Genomic DNA, 19,676 nt, shown 5'->3' on the forward strand with positions numbered 1-19,676 from the left:
AGGCTCCTTCCCTTTTCATTTACGACCGGGGCTTTCGCTCCTGCTCCATTTTCTCACTCATCTGCTTCCAAATGGAGCCTTTTGCTTCTTTTCCGCCTTCAATTCGTTTCAGTGCAAGCTTAATCTGCAGATCCACTTCAAACTCCGGGTCCCCGTCGGCTTCCTTTAACGCTTCGACGGCCGAGGTGTCACCGACTTCATATAAAAACATTGCCGCACGCCAGCGCACCAGCTTGTTTTTGTCCTTCAGCGCTTCAATCATGTCCGGGATGCCCGCAGGATCTCCCAGATCAGAATAGGTATCTGCTGCTGTTCTTCGCACGGTGACAGAAGGGTCCTGCATCGCCTTCTGCAGATCCGGCAGCACCTGGGGATCTTCAAGCATCCCTAAATACACGACCGCTAGCCGGCGGATGGCCGGTTTTTCATCTGCCAGTCCCTTTTGTATAACCGGGAGGTCTTCCATGGAAGGGTCCATCTGGTCAAAGGCTGCATAGCGCTGTTTCCAGTCCGGCTCCTCCATCATCTCCATCGTTACTTTTTTAAACTTTGGCTCAGTGTTTTCTGTTTCCGGAGTATTCGCAATCCGTACCAGCCGTTTCAGCCGCTCCTCCGGGTAGGCTGCAGCAATTTCCTCTGCCATATCGCTGCCGATCTGTTCGAGATCCTGGCCGTAACGGACCCCGTAATCCTCCCATTTGCGCTGCATCACAATGTTGTCATCTTCAAGCTGGGCTTCAAAAGCAGCGGTCTGAAAACGTTCCGGCAGGCCCTGGCGTTTTTCTTCCTCGCCGGAAAGCAGCTTTATCTGCATCGGGATGTTTTTAAACATCTGGACCTGCGCCTGTACTTCCCCGAACGCTTCCTGCGGCTCCTCCGGCTCTTCATCCGGCTGCTCCACCTTTTCGCCGAACGCCTGGCGCACCTGGGGCAGCAGCTGCTCCCAGTCGGCTTTTGGATGGCGCTCGAGGGCCATAAAGTCGGCAACGTGATAGACACCTTTTATGCCTTCGATATCAAGCAACTGCTGGATCGGAGCCGGTGCTTCTTCTTTATTTTCCGGTTTATAATTGCTGCTCGTTCCGGCGGGCAGCGATTCGTTAACATTCAGCTTCATCGTATGAGGACTCGGTGTTGGCTCAATGGATGTAATATGCATGATTAATCTCTCTCCTTTAAAATAACGTCCCAATTTGCACGTCTGATTATAGCACAGGAGAAGCCTCTCCTGCCAATCGGCTGTGCATTTGCATTCCAAACCAGTCCGCTGTTCTGATACACTGTAATAAAGACTGTTTCAAAAGCTATGAGGAGGTTATTACGTTGCAAATTGCACTTCTTTCAGACGTACACGGTAACGCCCGTGCATTAAAAGCTGTTTTAAACGACCTGCACGCTTTATCGGTAGACCATATGTATATGCTCGGAGACCTTGCTTTCCGCGGCCCGGAACCAAAAAATTCGATTGAAACCGTTCAATCCCTTCCTGCAAAAGTATTGAAGGGAAATGCAGACGAATGGATTGTCCGCGGGGTCCGGGAAGGAGAAGTCCCCGAGACCAAACGCTCGATCATGAACCAGGAACGGGACTGGGCACTCGAGCGGCTTTCCGCGAATGACGTTAAATACTTAGAAGAGCTTCCAGAATCGTTTCTCGATGAACACGATGGCTTCCGTTTGTTCGCCTTCCACGCGGTGCCCGGCAGCCTGTTTCCCCCGGTTCCGGTCGATAGTGAGGCTTCCGTTTTCGAAGAATCATTTTTCCAGAAGCAGGAAGCAGACATTTACGTGTACGGGCACGTGCACACTCCCTCTATTCGAAAAATTGGGGCTAAATGGGTAATCAATACAGGAAGTATCGGTCTCCCGTTCGACGGGGATCCGACACCGTCATATGTTCTTCTGACCATCGAAGACGGGGAAATAATTCCGGAAATCCGCCGGGTTCCTTATGATACGAATGAAGTTTTAGCACAATTTGACGCTAACGATTATCCGAACAGCGACCAGGTAAAACGCATTATTTCGTCTGGACGCCCGCCAAAATAACGTTTGTCCAATATATACAAAAAACCCGCCGTTCCCGGCGGGCCTTTTTATATGCTGTTAACCTTCTGCAGGCTCTGCATAATATCAATAAACGATGCTTTATCTCCGTATTGCGCTACAATCTCGCCCTGTTCATCAATAATAAACGTACTCGGTACGCCTTCACATTTATAGCGTCTGTACGTATCCACACCTTCGTCCTGAAGCACCGGGAAACGATAATTATTGTTTTCTACATACATTTTAGGATCCTCTTCCCGCCGTTCGCGGCCGGTCACATTAATCGTAACAAACTGCAGCGGACTGTCTTCATTCATTTGTTCATAAAACCGATTCTTCTGCACCAGGTCCGCGGAAGAATCCGGGCACCAGGACGCCCAGAACGTCAACAGCACCGGTTTTCCTTTCAGCTGTTCGAGCGACCATTCAACGCCGTTCGACATTTCTTTGAGTTGAAACTGAGGGGCCTGCATAGGAATCCTCCTTATTTTCTGTTAAATCCTTTTTCAAATACGGGTGGAGCTGCTCAAGCAAATACGATCCCGACTGCATTTTATACAGCCGCTCTTTTTCCTCCCCGCTGTCAAATACGATTAAACACGGGACACTCTGAATTTCGAGCTGCCGGGCCTGTACAGGGGCAGTATTGATATCCACTTCCAGAAAAGAAGCACCGGCATACAATTTTTCTATGGGGGCAAGCATACGTTTTGCCAGCTGGCACGTGCCACACGTCGGCGAAGTAAACAAAACCACCTGACGACCTTCCCCCGCTTCAAGCATCTGCTCAAGCTGTTTATTCGTTATTCGTTCCAATTTTGTTTCACCCGCTTTGTCTCAGGACCGCAAACGGCTGCATCCTTTAGACACAGCCGGCTGTTTGGTCTCTTCTTTTTACTGCGTACGGAAAGCTTCGACAAGCGCCTGATTATACGCTGGAATATCCGGAGGACGCTGGCTTGAAACGATATGGCCGTCTACGACGACCGGCTCGTCCGACCAGACGGCCCCGGCGTTGGTCATATCGTCTTTAATACCGGGAGTGCTCGTTACGTGAACGCCCTGCAGAATGCCTGCGGAGGAAAGCACCCAGCCGGCATGGCAGATTTCACCGATGATTTTTTTATGCTCGTCCATATGCCGTACGATGGAAAGCACTTCGCTGTAGCGGCGGAGTTTATCCGGCGCCCATCCTCCAGGAACCAGGACCCCATCATAGTCTGCCGGGTCGATATCGGCAAGTGCTGCCTCTGAAACGGCCGGCACCCCGTGTTTTCCTGTATACGATTTGCCGTTTTCCTTGCCGGTGAGCAGAACTTCAGCGCCTTCTTCGCGCAGACGCATAACCGGTACCCATAACTCTAAATCTTCAAAGTCGTCTTCGACAAATGCAATAATTCTTTTTCCCTGAAGTGACATTATGATTCCTCCTTTATCTTGCTTTCATAAGCTATTCGGCAGGCTTTAATGTGACCCGGCGGCTGTCTGGCTTTACATTCCACAGGTCCTCCGGCGCCTTAAGCGGCTGCTTTACACAGCGCCGCTCCACTTCGACGGTAAAGGACTTCGTGAACGGGAATGGCTGCAGAGCTATCGTCTCTTCGTCTTCCCAGCGGGCATGAATCGTTTCATGATCAAGGGAGGCAAATGTCTGGCGGAAGCCGTCCCGGAACCAGGGGACCTCCTGCTCCTTGGACGCTCCCGGCGTATTCATGCAAATATAGAGGGACAGGTCATCAAAAAACTGAAGCAGATGAAAATGCTCAGCTGCCATCAGGAAATTCCACTGGTAGCCGACAATCAGGCGCTGCTGACGGGCAATCTCCTCCTGCATGAAGGCAATTTCCTCCGGCACCTCGGATTCTTTGAAAAATGAACCGTAGTGGCTGCTGATCAAATACGCCTGGTACGGGTCCTCTTCTTCAAGAGCATTGATCGTATTCCGATAGGCACCGAGCTTCGGCGGGACCGGATAGTGTACAAAAGATACCGGCCACCCGTTTTCATCAAGCATCGGCTCTTCATCCAGTGTTTTCCAGGCATCGTCGTGCCGGGCTGTAGCCTGAAGCGCCGATGACCAGGACGCCTGTTCTTTGAACGTCGTATGGTGCCAATACTTCATGCACTCCCCGGAAAGAGCCGCATGCTCCTGCTGCAACATCACTTCCACCCAGCCGTTCCGATTCTCGCTGATCATTGTATCCGCTCCCTTTCTGCCCGTGTGTACCGTCTTAATTAGATAAGGAAATTAAACAGCGTTTCTTCTTTGTTAATTTCTGTATATTTAATGCCGCGATCTCTCATTCTCGTGAGCAGCTTATCATAGTCCGACGGATAGGTTACTTCAATGCCGACAAGCGCCGGTCCGTTGGATTTGTTGTTTTTCTTGTTGTATTCAAAGCGGGTAATGTCATCGTCCGGGCCGAGCACATCATGCAAAAATTCACGAAGAGCGCCGGCACGCTGCGGAAAATTCACAATAAAATAATGCTGCAGTCCTTCATAAATCAATGATTTCTCCCTCATTTCTTCCATGCGGCCGATATCATTGTTTCCTCCGCTCACGATGCAGACGACCGTTTTTCCCTTAATTTCTTCTTTGTGAAAATCAAGAGCCGCAATTGATAAGGCTCCGGCCGGTTCAGCTACGACGGCATTTTCATTGTACAGCTCCAGAATCGTTGTACATATTTTGCCCTCAGGCACGAGCGTAATGCTGTCAAGCAGATCCTTACAGACGTCATACGTCAATTCCCCGACCCGTTTCACAGCAGCTCCGTCAACAAACTTATCGATGTAGTCGAGCGAGACAACGCCCTGATTTTCAATGGAGGCTTTCATACTTGGTGCTCCGGCCGGCTCGCAGCCAATGATCTTCGTTGAAGGGGAAATGGAGTTTACGTATGTGCCAACTCCGGATACGAGTCCGCCTCCGCCGACGCAGGAAAATAAGTAATCGATCGGCTCTTCAATGTCGTTCATAATTTCCATCCCGACTGTGCCCTGACCAGCGATCACTTTTTCGTTGTTGAACGGATGCACAAACTCCATATCGTGCGCTTCGCCGTATGCGTTTGCTTCGTAATAGGCATCGTCAAACGTGTCGCCTGTAAGTACTACTTCCACGTAGTCCTTCCCAAATAACTTCACCTGCGAAATTTTCTGGCGCGGAGTCGTGTTTGGCATAAAAATATGGCCTTTCACTTTCAGTTCCTGGCAGGAATAGGCTACGCCCTGAGCATGATTCCCGGCGCTTGCACATACGACGCCGTTTTCAAGCTTGTCCTTCGGAATGCTGCTCATCATATAATACGCCCCGCGGATTTTAAATGAGCGCACCACCTGGAGGTCCTCCCGTTTTAAATAAATATTGGCCCCGTAACGTTCAGAAAGCACCTGGTTTTTCTGCAATGGGGTATGCGTGACCACGTCTTTCAGTGTTTGATTTGCAATGATAATGTCTTCAATGTGTATATTCCCCATACAAGCAACGTTCCTTTCTACTTAGCGTGCGTCCACTTCAAGCGTGAATGCCCGGTTAACATGATTAGTGTAAATGCTCGAAAGCGGCGGAGAACGTCTCCGCCGCTTTTTGATCTCGTTCAAACCCTTACTATTATAACATGAATATGCACACTGAAAAGCCGTGCGTTTTCCTCATCTGTACGAAGGGTACATAAATGATAATCCCGGCAGTTCTTTACCTGCCCTATTCTTTGGTATAATGTTAGCAGTACACTTTTTCACAAACTATAAAGGGGGATTTTTTTATGAACGACATGTTGAAAAAAGGATTTTTTCTAGGACTCGGAGCGGCTTCATACGGACGGGAAAAAGTTCAAACATATCTCGATGACCTCGTCACCAAGGGGAAAATCACCCCCCGAGAAGCAGACGAATGGAAAGAAGAAATGATTCAAAGGGGATCGGCTCAAAGCGACTCCTGGAACAGCCAGGCGAAAAACTCCTTCGAAAACCGGGCGGAAAGCATGGGTATCGCTACAAAACGTGATATTGACCGTCTCGAGCAGAAGCTCGATGCCATTGAAAAGGCGATGAAAAGACCAGACGACGAATAACCGCCAATTCTAATTAAAGGAAGGAACGCTTCATGGCTATAACAAAAAGTATCCGGCACGCAAATCGATACAGAAAGATTGCTACTACGCTTGCGAAACATGGCTTCGGATATATTTTGCAGGAAGTGGGACTTTTTCACATTCTTTCTCTTCCTAAGCGGATTATGTCGGATCCCAACGACTGGAACACGCAGTCTATCGGGGTCCGTCTTCGGCTTGTCGTGGAGGAGCTCGGCCCTGCGTTCATCAAACTCGGGCAGCTTGTAAGCACCCGGAAGGACATTTTTCCCCCGTCCGTCGTTGATGAACTCGCAAAACTGCAGGATCACGTGCCTCCGTTTCCGTACGAGACGGCCAAATCGGTGATCGAGCACGATCTGCATGAACCTCTCGGCAATATTTATTCCTATTTTGACGAAACCCCCATAGCTGCAGCTTCCATCGGCCAGGTACATAAAGCCGTCCTCCGTGAAGGCCAGGAGGTTGTGGTGAAAATCAGCCGGCCGCACATTAAAGAGATTATCGAACAGGATATCGATATTCTGAGGGATCTGGCACGACTCCTCACCCAGCGGTTTCAATGGGCCCAATTTTATCAGCTTCAGGATATTGTGGAGGAGTACGTATCTGCCATACGGGATGAATTTGACTACTTTACCGAAGCCCGCAATATTGAGAAAATGTCCCGGACCCTTCAGCATTTTGAATCTGTCCAGGTCCCCGAAGTATATGAAGCCTGGTCATCCCGACGCGTCTTGACTATCGAATACATCGATGGCTATAAGCTTTCCGAGCTTAATTACTCCACCGTCAAATTTGATAAAAAGAAGCTCGCTCATCATCTGGTGGATTCCTTTCTGCACCAGGTGCTGCGCACCGGTTTTTTTCACAGCGACCCCCATCCCGGGAACCTGCTTTTTAAAGAAGGAAACATCGTCGCCTACATCGATTTCGGCCAGGTTGGCCGTTTAAGTAAAAGCATGCGCAGGCAGTTCATTAACTATGTTATTGCCATGACGAGGCGGAACACCCGGGATGTAGCGGCAGCCATTTATGAAATGGCCGATTTTCCGGAAGATATGGAAACGGAAATTTTTGAAGAAGATGTGGAATACCTTTTATCCAAATATTACGAAACCCCGTTCAAGGAAATAGAAATTGGTGCAGCCATCAATGATGTATTTTCCACCTCGCACCGTTATGGCATTAGCATCCATAAAGAATTTACGATGCTTGCGAAAGCTATTATTACCATTGAATCCATTGCCACTGAGCTCGATCCAGACTTAAGCATCGTCGAAATTGCTGAACCGTACGGCCGGATGCTCGTGAAAGAACGGTTGAACCCGCGGGACCGGATCGAGGATGTTTTCCGCGAAGGCAAAGAGCAGTTTGGCTACATCCGTGAGCTGCCGAAAGAGATTCGCTCCGCACTGAAAAAAATCAATGACGATGAACTCGGTGTCGATATACGCATGCCCCGCATTAATATTTTAATGAACAAGCTTGACCGTATCGGCAACCGTCTAAGCTTCAGCGTCATACTTCTCGCCTTCAGTATCGTGATGGTGGGCTTGATCGTCGGATCTACATTTGGGGACAGCAATTCGATTCTCGTTCAGCTCCCCGTCATCGAGATCAGCTTTATTGTGTCGTTTTTTCTCTTCGTCTGGCTGCTGTATGCAATTTTCCGCTCCGGCCGATTTTGACCTCCGATATAAACCAAAGCTGCCGGCTTCTGCCGGCAGCTTTGGTGTTCCTTTATAACCTGTTTGGCTCTTTTTCAATCGGAAGGTCCGGATAGGAGATCCAGTCGCTCCAGCTCCCGTTATAAAGACGCACCTGCTCGAGTCCGGCTTCTCTCATGCCGAGCACATTGACGCAGGCCGTAATGCCGGAGCCGCAGTAAGAAATAACTTCATCAAATCCCTCGAGCCCCTGAAAATGGTCACGCAGCTCACTCTGCGACTTCCATGTACCATCCTCGCGAAGCACGTCCTTCCAGAAATAATGATAAGCACCTGGAATGTGGCCGGAAACGGCGTCCACTTCTTCGTTTTCCCCGGCGTAACGCTCATAGCTTCTCGCATCCACCAGCGCTACATGTTCATTGCGCAGCTGCTGTTTTACTTCTTCAAGGTGAACCAGCTGATTCGGCTCACGGTCGATTTTCATCTGCTTCATGAGCGGCGTCGGGATTTCCTCTGTTGTCGGAAACCCTTCCTCCATCCAGTGGGAATAAGAACGGTCGAGGACATATGTATTCGTGTGACCCGCATACTGCATCAGCCACCAAAACCTGGCTGCCCCCATACCTCCCTGATCATCATAAGCTACAACGGTCGTCTGCATGTCTATGCCCCGTTCCGAGAGAACCTGAGCGAAAAAGTCCATATCCGGCAGCGGGTGGCGTCCCCCGTGGGTTCCTGCCTGGGCGGACAAATGCTTTTCCATATCGATAAAGACAGCACCCGGAATATGATGTTTGACATATGCTTCATGTCCCGCTGCTGCATTTTTCAGTTCAAACCGGCAGTCCACCACCCGGACATGTTCATCGCGGCGGTGTTCATCCAGCCATTCAGAAGAAATTAGAAAGCCCAACTTACTCTCCCCTTTCTAGGATTCCTGTGTTAACTGTGTTTGAATGCTGTTTAGAATAAACTCTACGGCCTGCAGCGTTTCCTTGAACTGCTTTTCCTTCGTAGTCCGCTGGTAGGCCTGGAGAGAGGCATTCATGATATTATCATATGTGTCTTCCATCTGGGATTCGTGCAGGTACGGGTAGCTTGTCGTCTGCACCCAGGCAGAAGCTTCCTCTTTCCATATATCTGCTTCCCCTTTTACCTTATCTACAAACGGTTTTACCTCCTCATAAAAATCGGGGCGGTCCTCCCGTTCCTGTACTTCGTAAAAAATCTGCTCTGCTTCATCCATGCGCCGTTTCATCTGGTCACAGCTTTCGAAAAGCCCGGGCATCGAAAAACCCCCTTTGATACAAAGAACGCTTCCCTTTACAGGAAAGCGAATATTTTAGGATGTGCTTTCTTCCTGATCCTGTTGGTTGCTCACCCGCTGTGCTACTGTTTCCGGCTGAATGGCCGACAGAAGCACGTGATCGCTGTCCGACAGGATAATGCTTCTGGTTTTCCGTCCATTCGTCACGTCGATAAGCATCTTTCTTTCGCGTGCCTCCTGGATCAAACGTTTTGTCGGGGCAGAATCAGAGCTCACAATTGAAATTACCCTTTCTGCCATCACCATATTGCCAAAGCCGATATTGATCGGTGTATCGCTCATGCTATCCCCTTCCTTTCTCGTTCTTTTCTATCCTAACACGAATAACCGAGGCTTTGTCTATCATTCTAAGCGTGGCATACGTAATATCCTGCTGAAATTATGGTAAAATAGCAGCAGGCAGTAAATTTCAGCAAAGGAAGATTATCATGGCTTACCGCTACCCAAACGGAAAAGTATACCGTCCGAAAAAAAATGCTCCCTCCCGCCAGGGCCCTCCTGCGGAAAAAAGCTTTGCCAACCGCGGCATGACGCTTGAAGAAGACATTAATGAATCCAACGAATATTACATCGCGCACGACATCGGCATCATACATAAAAAACCGACGCCCGTACAGATTGTCGATGTTCATTACCCGAAACGAAGCGCCGCGCGCATCACCGAAGCATATTTCAAGCAGGCCTCCACCACGGACTATAACGGTGTTTTTGCCGGACGCTACATCGATTTTGAAGCAAAAGAAACACGAAACAAAACTGCTTTTCCCCTGCAGAATTTTCATGACCACCAGGCCGATCATATGCACAAAGTTCAAAAGCAGGACGGCATCGCATTTGTTCTTCTTCGTTTTGCCGTACACAATGAGACTTATTTATATGACGCTTCCTGTTTTCTTCACTGGTATTACGGCCAGACGAAGCGGAAATCCATTCCCTACCAGGAGATCCATACACACGGTCATCCAATTCCGCTCGGTCTTCATCCGAGACTTGACTACTTGAAGATCGTGAAGGACGTTTATTTTCAATGAATATGTGTGTAACAAAACAAAAAATTGAACGTCTAATGTCTGGGTACACAGAACTAGATGCTATGCACAACGAAAGGACGAACGTCAATGAGCGACAATTACCGGTCCCGCCAGGAAAAGCGTACGGCCGATCAGAAAAATCCTAATAAGAAACAGAAGAAAAACCGTAAAAGGCCGCTCTGGCAGACATTCATCATCTGGGCGCTTTCGCTCATGCTTGTCTTCATGACTGCCGGTGTCATCATTGTCGCTTACATGATCAATCAGGCTCCGGAATTAGATGCGGAGGCGATCGTATTATCAGAAGCGGCTACTGTATATGACCAGAACGATGAAGAAATTGCCCAGCTGCAAAACAGTAGTAACCGTGAACTCGCCGACATTGAAGAAATGCCCGACCATGCGAAGGAGGCATTTATCGCTGTGGAGGACGAGCGTTTTTACAGCCACTTCGGCATCGACGTCCAGCGAATTTTCGGTGCGTTATGGGCAAACGTGACTGACGGCTTCGGCTCCCAGGGGGCAAGCACGATCACCCAGCAGGTTGTGAAAAATGCGTTTCTTTCACCTGATAAAAACATATCACGCAAAGTCCAGGAACAGTATTTAGCCATCAAGCTTGAACAGCAGTACAGTAAGGATGAAATTCTCGAGATGTATGTTAACCTGATCTATTTCAACCAGGGAGCCTACGGAATCACCCAGGCCGGGCAGACCTATTTTGGAAAAGAGGACCCAGGCGAGCTCACTATCGCAGACGCTGCTTTACTTGCAGCCATCCCGCGCCGGCCTTCATACTACGATCCGGTTCAGAACCCGGAAAACGCCGAGGATCGCAGAAATCAGATTATTTCCATGATGAATGAACAGGGATACATTACAGATGAAGAAGCCGAGGAAGCTTCAAGCACTCCGGTAGACGAGCAGCTTAACTACCAGCCGCCGGAAAACGGAGTTGCCTATGATTCGTTTATGTCCTACGTGCAAAACGAACTCGAAGACTTTGACGGTATTGAGGCATCAGACATATACACAGCCGGACTGAAGGTATACACAACACTTGACACCGAAGCCCAGGAGCAGGCTGAAGAACTCATTCAAAGTCAGGAGGCGCAAGACAGTTTTCCCGACAATGAAGAGTTTCAAATCGGGTTTACGCTGCTTGATACCCAGACAGGAGCAGTAAAGGCCATTGTTGGAAACCGCCAGAATCCTGATACGGCAATGAGCTATAATTTCGCTACCGACCCTAATCAGCCGGGATCGACCATTAAGCCCGTCCTGGACTATGGACCGGCCATTGAAAACATGCAGTGGTCCACGTACCATCAGATCGAAGATGAAGAATACCAGTATCCGGACACAGACACCGACGTGCGAAACTACACCCGGGACTACCGGGGCAGCGTGAGCATGCGGGAAGCACTGACGGATTCGCTGAACGTTCCTGCAGTAAAGACGCTTGAAGAAGTCGGCCTTGATAACGCCAAATCGTTTGCAAACGGGCTCGGGCTCGGCCTTGAGGACGTCTACTACGGGTCAGCTCTCGGCGGCCTCGAGCAGGGGGTTTCCTCTGAGCAGATGGCCGGGGCATACGCTGCTTTTGGAAACGAAGGAGTTTATAATGATCCTCATTCCATCCGACGGATTGAGTTTCCGGATGGACGGACGATTGACTTTGAACCGGAGCCGGAGCAGGCAATGGAGGACTATACTGCCTATATGATCACAGATATGCTTAAAGATGTCGTCTCCAACGGTACTGGCACTGGTGCCCAGATCGACGGGCTTCCGCTCGCCGGCAAAACCGGAACCACCAATTTCACGGAGGACGAAATGAACACCCTGAATATTCCTGACGGCGGTGTCCCCGATGTGTGGTTTAACGGCTACACTACGAACTATACAGCTTCTGTCTGGGCCGGCTTTGAAACCCGGTCGGAAAACAATTATCTTGTCGACGGGCAGACTGATGCTGCCAAAGATGTTTTCCGCGAGGTAATGCAGCAGGTGAGCAGCGACATCGATACTCCCGACTTTGAACAGCCCGACTCTGTAGTATCAGTACGGCTAAATGAAGAGACCGGGGAGCGAGCTACGTCAAACACTTCCGACGCTGACACGATTACCGAGCTGTTTGTAGAAGGCGAAGTCGACGCCCAGGTCCCTGAACCGTCCTCAGACAACAGCTCGGAGGACAACGGGGAATCAGACCGCGAAGAACCCTCCGGCGACAGCGGCTCTGAGGAAACAAACGACAATCAGAATGAGTCCGAACCGGCAGAGGAACCAGCGGAAGAAACGGAGGAAAATGAAGAAAATACTGAAGAAACACCGGAAGATAGCACCGAGGAAAACTCGGAGGAAAATGATGAGAATGAAGAAGCTCCGGCGGATGAAGATTCCGGTTCATCCGGGGAAGGCCGCGAAGAAGAAACAGATACTAGCGGAGAGGAGCCTGCAGAACCCGAATCAGACAACAGCGGGGAAAGCGACAGCGGTGAAAATACCGAAGACGAGGGCTCCGGGGATACAGAGCCTGAAACAGAGACCCCAGAGGAAGAAGAGCCTGCTGATACGGAGGACAGCACCTCTGCACCCGAGCAGGAATCCGGCACAAATGAATAACAAAAACCGCACGCCTTTTCGGCCGTGCGGTTTTTGTTATACCTGAACGTGATCCTCTTTTCTCGTTAACGGGGCAAGTTTCTCCCATTCTGTCTGCAATACGGAATAATAGCTCTTATCGTACCACGTAGACAGTCGATCGAATTCTTTATCGAGCGCCTCCTTGTGTTCGGCATAAATATAGTTAGACGCCGCTTTAACACCGTTCTCTATTTTTTCTTCAAGCTCCTGTGCTACTTCTTTCGTTATCTCCGCAGCAGCGCTCTGGACTTTTTCGCCGTATGCCTCTCTCAGGGTTTTTATTTCCTGATGAACAAAGAAGTCCTTTGCCGAGCGGAAGTACGCTTCAAATGCTTTAACATCCACCTTAAGGTCAAGCGTCTTTTCTGGTTTTGGAATAAAAGAGCGACCGGCGTCAGGAACCTGAAACATCGGAAAGTCCGCCTGAACCTCCCTGTACTGTTCTTCGGTCTCCTGCTTCAGCTGCCGTTTCATTAATTCCTCCAGACGGATGAAGGCCGTTTCTCTCTCCTGCCCTGCCTGCACCAGTACCTCTTCTTTAATTTCCGTCAGCCGTCCCGTCAGCTGCCTGCGCTGTTCTTTTCGCGAGGAGCCATCTATAGTGACTGGATTCACCACTTTATTAAAGTAGTCCTGATAAAATAAATACAGACGCTTGCGCACGTGAATCAGCCGTTCTTCGGTGTCTGAAACGAGTTCTTTCTGCAATCGTTCCATATGAAAGCGTTCCGGCACTTCTTCATACTGCCCGAGCTTTTGTTTAAGCCTCTCTGCTTCGGCAGCAACGCTTTTCGCATCATGCTTTTGTACCTGCAGGGCCCGCCCGAGCTGTTCTTTTAAATTTAGCGCCTGTTCAACAACATACTGCTGCTGCACAACAAGGAGTTCCTGCCAGATTTGTCCGGATAAATAGTTTTCAAAGGCTGAAAACATGTCGTCTTCTCCGCCCTGCTGCTTTTTCTGCAGACCGCGCTGGCTTGAAACAGGAAGCAGAAACGGCTCGTTAAACCCATTCTGGCGGAGCTGGCCGCGCACATGGTTAACGACCTGACGGCGTTCGTTATCATCTTTTGCCAGATCTGCGGCATTGATCAGAAAGTACAGCTTATTTTGTTCAAATTCTTCATTCGCCCGGGAAAGCTGCTGGATGAAACGTTCATCGGCATCCGAGAACGCATGATTAAAGTATGTGACATAAAAAATAGCGTCTGACTGGCGCAGGTGATCAAATGCGACATTGGTGTGGCGTCCGTGGATCGAATTCACGCCCGGCGTATCGGTTAATACCAGCCCCCGGTTAGTCCAGTAGCTTTCATAATAAAGCGTTACCTGTTTGACAAGACACGCCTTCTGCTCATCTGCCACCCAGGAGCCCCAGTCCTCCATCCCAATCGTTCGGGTCTCCCCGAGCGAGGAATAGTGTTTTTTAATGCTTTCCTGCAACGTAAACATATACTGGCTGTATGTTTCCATCCGTGCGTCCCGGGTACGGTTCGGCTTTCTCCATTTCTGAATGGAGGCAAGCGTGTACACTTCTCCGAGCTCTTTCGACACAGCCTGGATTTCTTCATCAAGAAACGCCTCATCCTTCAGCTGCAGAATAACCGTACCGTGTGTGTAGTCCTGCTCCGGGGCACGCACAATATTTACGGCGGCTGTGGTCGGATGCGGCGACACAGGAAGTGCCGGAGCACCGAGAAGCGCGTTGATAAAGCTCGACTTTCCGGCACTGAAAGCGCCAAAGACCGAAACGTGAAGCTCCTGGTTGTGCAGGTTCCCGCATAAACGCTTAAGATGCTTCTTTTCCTCTTCGATTAACGAGGACTCGGAGGATTCGGCGGCGAAGGCTTCCACCATCTGGATTTCTTCACTGTACGAAGGAAGCTCCTTTTGCCCGGGAGAAGCACTCTCCTGCTCTTCCGCCACTTCATCCTCCCTGGAAATAGAAATCTCCGGAACATCGGATGGTGCCTCTTCATTCATCATTTGCCGGATTTCCTGTTCCCATTCCCGCCGGGCAGATACGCTTTCCATCTGGCGCTCCACCTGGGCGATTTCCTGCTCCAGACGTTCCTTTTCCTCTTTCCAGCCATTCTGAAGTTCATTTAATTTCATTTGCTCTGCTTCTGTCAAAGCCGGACCAGCGGCTGAGGTAAGCACACGCTCTTTTTCTTCAAGCAGAGGCTCTGCCTGATCCTTGAACCGCCGGGTAATTATGCCTGCCAGCTGGTCGGTCACTTGAAACACATACTGCCTGCCGGTTTCACCTTCCGGAATATAGGCCTCGAGATCGGAGCGTTCAAGCTGAACGTCAATGTTTTGCACCTGGTCAATATAACCGGCGCTGTGGGAAGAGGCATCCTGCTTTTCCGGCTGCAGCAGTTCACGCACATGGAACGTCAAAGACGCTTTAATATTTTCATTTACATCAGCAAGCAGCGCCTCGGCTCGTTCCTCGCGGGCTTCTTCCGTTTTTCGTTTTTTATTAAACAGAGACCCCGCTTTGAAGCCTGGCTGCCAGCTTTCAAGCCAGTCCCTGGCTTTATCCACGGTGGATGCTGGAAACAAATGAGCCTGATCGAGCGTTCGCTTCCATTCCCTGAACCAGCTGTTCCATCTTTCTTCACTGTTCGTCTGAGTATTTTCGTCAATCAGCTGTGCAGGTACGCCGGCATGCTCCGCCCGCTCCTGCCAGTCTTCGAGAGCTGTCTGCTGTTCCTCCCGCAGCCTGTCACGGATTCGTGACAGCACGGTCTGGCGCATCCGTTCCTCACTTCTTTCGAGCAGTTCGCTGCCTTGGTACAAAAGGCTGCGCACATGAGAAGAGAATGTGTGCAGTTCATTATCCGGATGCTGTTCATCGCGCATGGAAATATAATACGTGGCAAGCACGTGTACCTGGTTGCGTTCAAGCGTGGCGGCAATCTGGTTGCGGTAGGACCGCAGCGTGATTTCTTCTTCCCGGTGTTTGTCCATCTGATTGATAACAAAAATAATCGGCTTGCCTTCTGCTGTCAGCTGCTGTAAAAAACGAATGTTTGTTTCCGACTGGGCATGGTTGTAATCCGTCACGTAAATAACAGCATCGGTCGACAGCAGTCTCTCCATTGTCACTGCCTGGTGCAGCGGATCTGTCGAGTCTACCCCCGGCGTATCCACCATCCGGCTGTAGGATCCTAAAAACGGCAACGGGGCCTGCATACGGATCGAGCGGATGTCCGCCCCATCCCTGCCCCACTTTTGCACCTGTCCCCACGGAATATCAGCTTCCCAGGTTTTAGTTTGGCCTTCACTCGTTACAACTTCGAGTCCAAGCTCTCCGTTTTCAATCGATATAATATTGGCGCTTGTTGGAATCGGACTCGCGGGCAGCAGATCGTTTTGAAGCAGACCATTCAATACGGTCGACTTACCGGCCGAAAAATGCCCGCAAAACGCAACTTCAAAATAAGGATGCTCAATTTTTTCCTGCACGTCTTCAAGCATCGCGGTTTCTGTCGGATCCAAATGCATATCTGTCTGCAGCCATTGTTGTTCCCAACCGCTCGTATTAGCCATATTTTACTCCTTTATCATTCGTGATTTCGGGATCGTTTTGCCAGCGCTTCTTTTTTCTTCACTTCTGTATACAGCTCCTTCAGCTGCAGATAGGAATGAAAATAATTGGGATACTCAAGCAAAAAGCCGAGCCTTTCCTCTACGTTAATCGGCTTATGGGCAAGCTTCCTGCTTTCTGAGATCAATTCTTTCGGGTCTGCAGAAGGAACGGGCCGTTCGTTCATCCAAAACAGCATGCACAGCCAGTGGGCGAGCCCGAGTCTCATGTACGGAGCGGCCTTTTCCTTGTCTCTTTCGTCCCAGCATTCATCCAAAAAAGGCAGCTGCTCTTCCCACCACTGCATAAATGTTTTAATGTGCTGATTAATATTTTCCTGCCACGGAGGCGTACCGGCAATGCCGTTTTCATAGGCAATCTCATACCAGAACGGATGGCTCAGAGCCGCGGTCCTTCGATCTGTATTTTCATCTACTTCGATCTGCGTTACAGTATAAAAAATTTCGTGCTGAAATGACGCTGGAATTTGTATTTTCACCATGCTGCACCTTCTTTCCGCATCCGTTTCTGTCCTTCCCTGCAGTAGTCAAGCACTGGACAGGAAGGGCACTGAGGGGCCTGGGACTTGCAGTGGTAGCGGCCGAAAAAAATAAGCTGGTGATGCATCTGGGACCATTTTTCTTTTGGCAGCCGCTTCATCAGCGTCTGCTCCACCTGGGTGACGTTGTCTTTCCATCTGCATATGCCTAAACGCTTCGATACCCGCTCAACATGCGTATCCACCGCAATGGCAGGTACTCCGAATGCTACTGACGCTACCACATTCGCTGTTTTTCTGCCGACACCTGCAAGCTCGACTAGTTCTTCCTGAGTTTTTGGCACGTGGCCGTTATGACGTTCGAGCAGAGAAACCGATAGCTTTTTTAAATTTTTCGCTTTATTTCGGTAAAGACCAATCGAACGAATAGCCTGTTCAATATCCTCAAGCGGTGCATCAGCAAAGTCTTCCGGGGAGCTGTATTGTTCAAACAACCCAGGAGTTACTTTATTCACCAGGGCATCAGTTGCCTGGGCGGAAAGCACGACTGCTACCAGCAGTTCAAAGGGATTGCGGTGATTCAGTTCACACTCTGCTTCCGGAAACATGTGCTCGATCCGTTCAATCACAACCTGTAAATCTTTATTCGTTAATGCCATCTTTTTCTCCTCTACTCTTCATCCAGCCAGTTAATATTGGGATATTCCGGCAGTCTTTCCGACTGGGCCGTCTGTGTGCGCCGTCCGCCTTTTTGTTTAAACTGCTCGGTCTGCGCTTTAGCATCTTCTTTGGTCTGAATGCCTTTGCGCTTCCATTCGTGCAGCATCCGGTCCATGTAGCGAAGACTGAATTTTTGATTCATAACCGCTTCTTTCAGCGCGATCTGGATCATATCCGGCGAGTAATGATCCTGATCGAGCCAGACGTTAATCGTTTCCCACTCCATGGGGGAAAGTGGGCGGGAAAATTCCTGCTCAATGTTTTGAAACAAATGCTGCTCTTCCATCTGATCCCCTTGCTCGGACGGCACCTCCGCTGTAAGGGCCTGGCGGAAAAAAGGATAGAGGGAGTATGCTTCCTGCCGGATTTCATCGCGTTCAGATTCATCAATCTGCAGCAGATTCCGTTTAATCATCGCCCGCAGGCAGCCTGCACATTCATTTTCATCCATACTCATTTTTTCAGCCAGCTCTTTCGGCGTTGGAAGCGGCACGCTGTTCTGGCCAAAACGGTATATATGCAAAAGCATCATTGCTTCTGTTTCATTCAGCCCCACCTGCTCGTATTTGTCCAGAATAATTACTGGAATGGAAAAGTGGCCGTGCATGAGTGCTTCTATTTCTTTATCTTTGTTCATCTGTTTGTCCTCCCTTTCACCCGGCCGGCTGTCGGCAAAGTGCATAAAGGAAAACCCCCGGGACGGGGGCTTTTTCTCTTATGGATACAGCCTGTTTAACAAACGCGGAAACGGTATCGTTTCCCGGACGTGTTCGGTGCCGGCAATCCAGCCGACCGTCCGTTCCAGACCGAGACCGAATCCGGAGTGCGGCACGGTGCCGTATTTTCTTAAGTCCAGATACCAGCCGTAGGCTTCTTCCGATAAGTTGTGTTCTTCGTACCGCTGTTTCATAAGCTGCGGGTCATCAATGCGCTGACTGCCACCGATAATCTCGCCGTAGCCTTCCGGAGCAATCAGATCGGCACAGAGTGCGGTTTCCGGATAGTCCGGGTCGGGCTTCATGTAAAAAGCTTTGATTTCGAGCGGGTAATTAGTAATAAATACCGGTTTTTCAAACTGTTCCGCTATATACGTTTCATGCGGGGCTCCGAAATCCTCGCCCCAGCTCACTTCATAGCCGGCCTTCTGCAGCATTTCGACTGCTTTATCGTAAGTGATGCGCGGAAACGGTGCCTGAATGGCTTCGAGCTTGGAGGTATCGCGCTCAAGCACAGTAAGCTCCTGGCGGCAGTTGGCAAGCACTGCCTGCACGACATGGGAGACATACTGCTCCTGGATTTCGAGGCTTTCACTATGGTCGCAGAAAGCCATTTCCGGCTCAATCATCCAAAACTCAATCAAGTGCCGGCGGGTTTTTGATTTTTCCGCCCGAAATGTCGGACCAAATGAGAACACACGCTGAAAAGCGAGGGCCGCTGCTTCCATATACAGCTGACCGGACTGGGACAGGTACGCATCCTCCTCAAAGTATTTCGTGTGAAAAAGCGATGTTGTCCCCTCCGCCGAGCTTCCGGTCAGAATCGGCGGATCCACCTTAATAAACTGATTCTCCCGGAAAAAAGCGTAGGTCGCCTGAATAATTTCATCACGTATACGCAAAAGCGCGTGCTGCTTACGCGAGCGCATCCAAAGATGACGGTGGTCCATTAAAAATTCTGTTCCGTGCTCCTTCGGCGTGATCGGGTAAGGCTCCGCTTCCTGGATAACCTCAAATCCGGTCACCTGAAGCTCCACCCCGGTCGGCGAACGGTCGTCCTCCTTCACTGTGCCGTCCACATACAGCGAGCTTTCCTGCGGAAGATTCTTAGCCTGGGCGAACAGCTCTTCGCCGACATCATTTTTTACAATGACTCCCTGCACAAAGCCGGTGCCGTCCCGCAGCTGTAAAAAGGCAATTTTGCCACTCGACCGCTTATTGGCCAGCCAGGCGCCAAATCTTACTTCCTGACCGATATATTGATTCAGACGTTTAATGGTTACTTTCACGTTAGTCCCTCCGGTTTGTCCTGTTTATGCT

Annotated in this window: 19 protein-coding genes; 5 read left to right on the plus strand and 14 right to left on the minus strand. The window is 49.9% G+C overall.

Annotated features, from left to right (window positions below; translation table 11 throughout):
* Positions 1–19: 19 nt before the first annotated feature.
* Entirely contained in the window at positions 20–1,159 is a 1,140-nt protein-coding gene (locus Q9M42_RS03285) for a conserved virulence factor C family protein (protein ID WP_322525100.1), read from the minus strand.
* Between the two features lie 164 nt (positions 1,160–1,323).
* Here Q9M42_RS03285 and Q9M42_RS03290 point away from each other — a divergent pair, with 164 nt between their 5' ends.
* A complete protein-coding gene (locus Q9M42_RS03290) occupies positions 1,324–2,049 on the plus strand; it encodes a metallophosphoesterase family protein (protein ID WP_322525101.1) in 726 nt (241 codons plus the stop codon).
* 47 nt (positions 2,050–2,096) lie between these two features.
* On the opposite strand, the gene Q9M42_RS03295 is transcribed toward Q9M42_RS03290, so the two are convergent.
* The 5 genes from Q9M42_RS03295 to ilvA form a co-directional block, all read right to left on the minus strand.
* Positions 2,097–2,522 (minus strand): TlpA family protein disulfide reductase, encoded by a 426-nt coding sequence (locus tag Q9M42_RS03295; RefSeq protein WP_322525102.1) that lies wholly within the window; start codon positions 2,520–2,522, stop codon positions 2,097–2,099.
* On the minus strand, positions 2,476–2,865 hold the full coding sequence (locus tag Q9M42_RS03300; protein ID WP_322525103.1) for a thioredoxin family protein: 390 nt from the start codon (positions 2,863–2,865) through the stop codon (positions 2,476–2,478). The genes Q9M42_RS03295 and Q9M42_RS03300 overlap by 47 nt, the downstream gene beginning before the upstream one ends.
* A gap of 78 nt (positions 2,866–2,943) precedes the next feature.
* The gene (locus Q9M42_RS03305; RefSeq protein ID WP_322525104.1) at positions 2,944–3,468 is read right to left on the minus strand and encodes a type 1 glutamine amidotransferase domain-containing protein; all 525 of its coding nucleotides are present in this window, start codon (positions 3,466–3,468) and stop codon (positions 2,944–2,946) included.
* Positions 3,469–3,499: 31 nt separating this feature from the next.
* Positions 3,500–4,246 carry a DUF3891 family protein gene (locus Q9M42_RS03310; protein WP_322525105.1) on the minus strand — a complete coding sequence of 249 codons (747 nt, stop codon included), beginning with the start codon at positions 4,244–4,246 and terminating at the stop codon, positions 3,500–3,502.
* Between the two features lie 38 nt (positions 4,247–4,284).
* Positions 4,285–5,532 carry a threonine ammonia-lyase IlvA gene (gene ilvA / locus Q9M42_RS03315; RefSeq protein ID WP_322525106.1) on the minus strand — a complete coding sequence of 416 codons (1,248 nt, stop codon included), beginning with the start codon at positions 5,530–5,532 and terminating at the stop codon, positions 4,285–4,287.
* Positions 5,533–5,819: 287 nt separating this feature from the next.
* On the opposite strand from ilvA, the gene Q9M42_RS03320 reads away from it, so the two are divergent.
* Positions 5,820–6,128: a phasin family protein gene (locus Q9M42_RS03320; RefSeq protein ID WP_322525107.1), complete on the plus strand. Its 309-nt coding sequence runs from the start codon at positions 5,820–5,822 to the stop codon at positions 6,126–6,128.
* A gap of 32 nt (positions 6,129–6,160) precedes the next feature.
* Positions 6,161–7,837: an ABC1 kinase family protein gene (locus Q9M42_RS03325; protein WP_322525108.1), complete on the plus strand. Its 1,677-nt coding sequence runs from the start codon at positions 6,161–6,163 to the stop codon at positions 7,835–7,837.
* Positions 7,838–7,889: 52 nt separating this feature from the next.
* Here the strand turns inward: Q9M42_RS03325 and Q9M42_RS03330 are convergent, their stop codons facing one another.
* Genes Q9M42_RS03330 through Q9M42_RS03340 form a run of 3 tightly spaced genes read right to left on the minus strand, consistent with a single transcriptional unit; the run spans position 7,890 to position 9,428 of the window.
* Complete coding sequence (locus tag Q9M42_RS03330; protein WP_322525109.1) at positions 7,890–8,732, minus strand: sulfurtransferase; 843 nt, start codon at positions 8,730–8,732, stop codon at positions 7,890–7,892.
* 15 nt (positions 8,733–8,747) lie between these two features.
* Positions 8,748–9,107 (minus strand): DUF1798 family protein, encoded by a 360-nt coding sequence (locus tag Q9M42_RS03335; RefSeq protein WP_322525110.1) that lies wholly within the window; start codon positions 9,105–9,107, stop codon positions 8,748–8,750.
* 54 nt (positions 9,108–9,161) lie between these two features.
* Complete coding sequence (locus tag Q9M42_RS03340; protein WP_022792233.1) at positions 9,162–9,428, minus strand: DUF370 domain-containing protein; 267 nt, start codon at positions 9,426–9,428, stop codon at positions 9,162–9,164.
* Positions 9,429–9,574: 146 nt separating this feature from the next.
* On the opposite strand from Q9M42_RS03340, the gene recU reads away from it, so the two are divergent.
* Together recU and Q9M42_RS03350 are read left to right on the plus strand one after the other, a co-directional pair.
* Positions 9,575–10,177, plus strand: coding sequence for a Holliday junction resolvase RecU (gene recU / locus Q9M42_RS03345; RefSeq protein WP_322525111.1), 603 nt, complete (start codon positions 9,575–9,577; stop codon positions 10,175–10,177).
* A gap of 87 nt (positions 10,178–10,264) precedes the next feature.
* Positions 10,265–12,805, plus strand: coding sequence for a PBP1A family penicillin-binding protein (locus tag Q9M42_RS03350; protein WP_322525112.1), 2,541 nt, complete (start codon positions 10,265–10,267; stop codon positions 12,803–12,805).
* Between the two features lie 36 nt (positions 12,806–12,841).
* Here Q9M42_RS03350 and Q9M42_RS03355 read toward each other — a convergent pair whose 3' ends face one another.
* From Q9M42_RS03355 to asnS, 5 genes are all read right to left on the minus strand, one after another.
* Positions 12,842–16,384, minus strand: coding sequence for a dynamin family protein (locus tag Q9M42_RS03355; RefSeq protein WP_322525113.1), 3,543 nt, complete (start codon positions 16,382–16,384; stop codon positions 12,842–12,844).
* 14 nt (positions 16,385–16,398) lie between these two features.
* Positions 16,399–16,923 (minus strand): YpoC family protein, encoded by a 525-nt coding sequence (locus tag Q9M42_RS03360; RefSeq protein ID WP_322525114.1) that lies wholly within the window; start codon positions 16,921–16,923, stop codon positions 16,399–16,401.
* Entirely contained in the window at positions 16,917–17,579 is a 663-nt protein-coding gene (gene nth, locus Q9M42_RS03365) for an endonuclease III (protein WP_322525115.1), read from the minus strand. The genes Q9M42_RS03360 and nth overlap by 7 nt, the downstream gene beginning before the upstream one ends.
* Positions 17,580–17,590: 11 nt before the next feature.
* Entirely contained in the window at positions 17,591–18,277 is a 687-nt protein-coding gene (locus Q9M42_RS03370) for a DnaD domain protein (RefSeq protein ID WP_322525116.1), read from the minus strand.
* 78 nt (positions 18,278–18,355) lie between these two features.
* Positions 18,356–19,645 (minus strand): asparagine--tRNA ligase, encoded by a 1,290-nt coding sequence (gene asnS / locus Q9M42_RS03375; RefSeq protein ID WP_322525117.1) that lies wholly within the window; start codon positions 19,643–19,645, stop codon positions 18,356–18,358.
* Positions 19,646–19,676: the final 31 nt, after the last annotated feature.

Origin of the sequence: Marinococcus luteus (assembly GCF_034497705.1) — a bacterium.
GTDB lineage: Bacteria > Bacillota > Bacilli > Bacillales > Marinococcaceae > Marinococcus > Marinococcus luteus_A.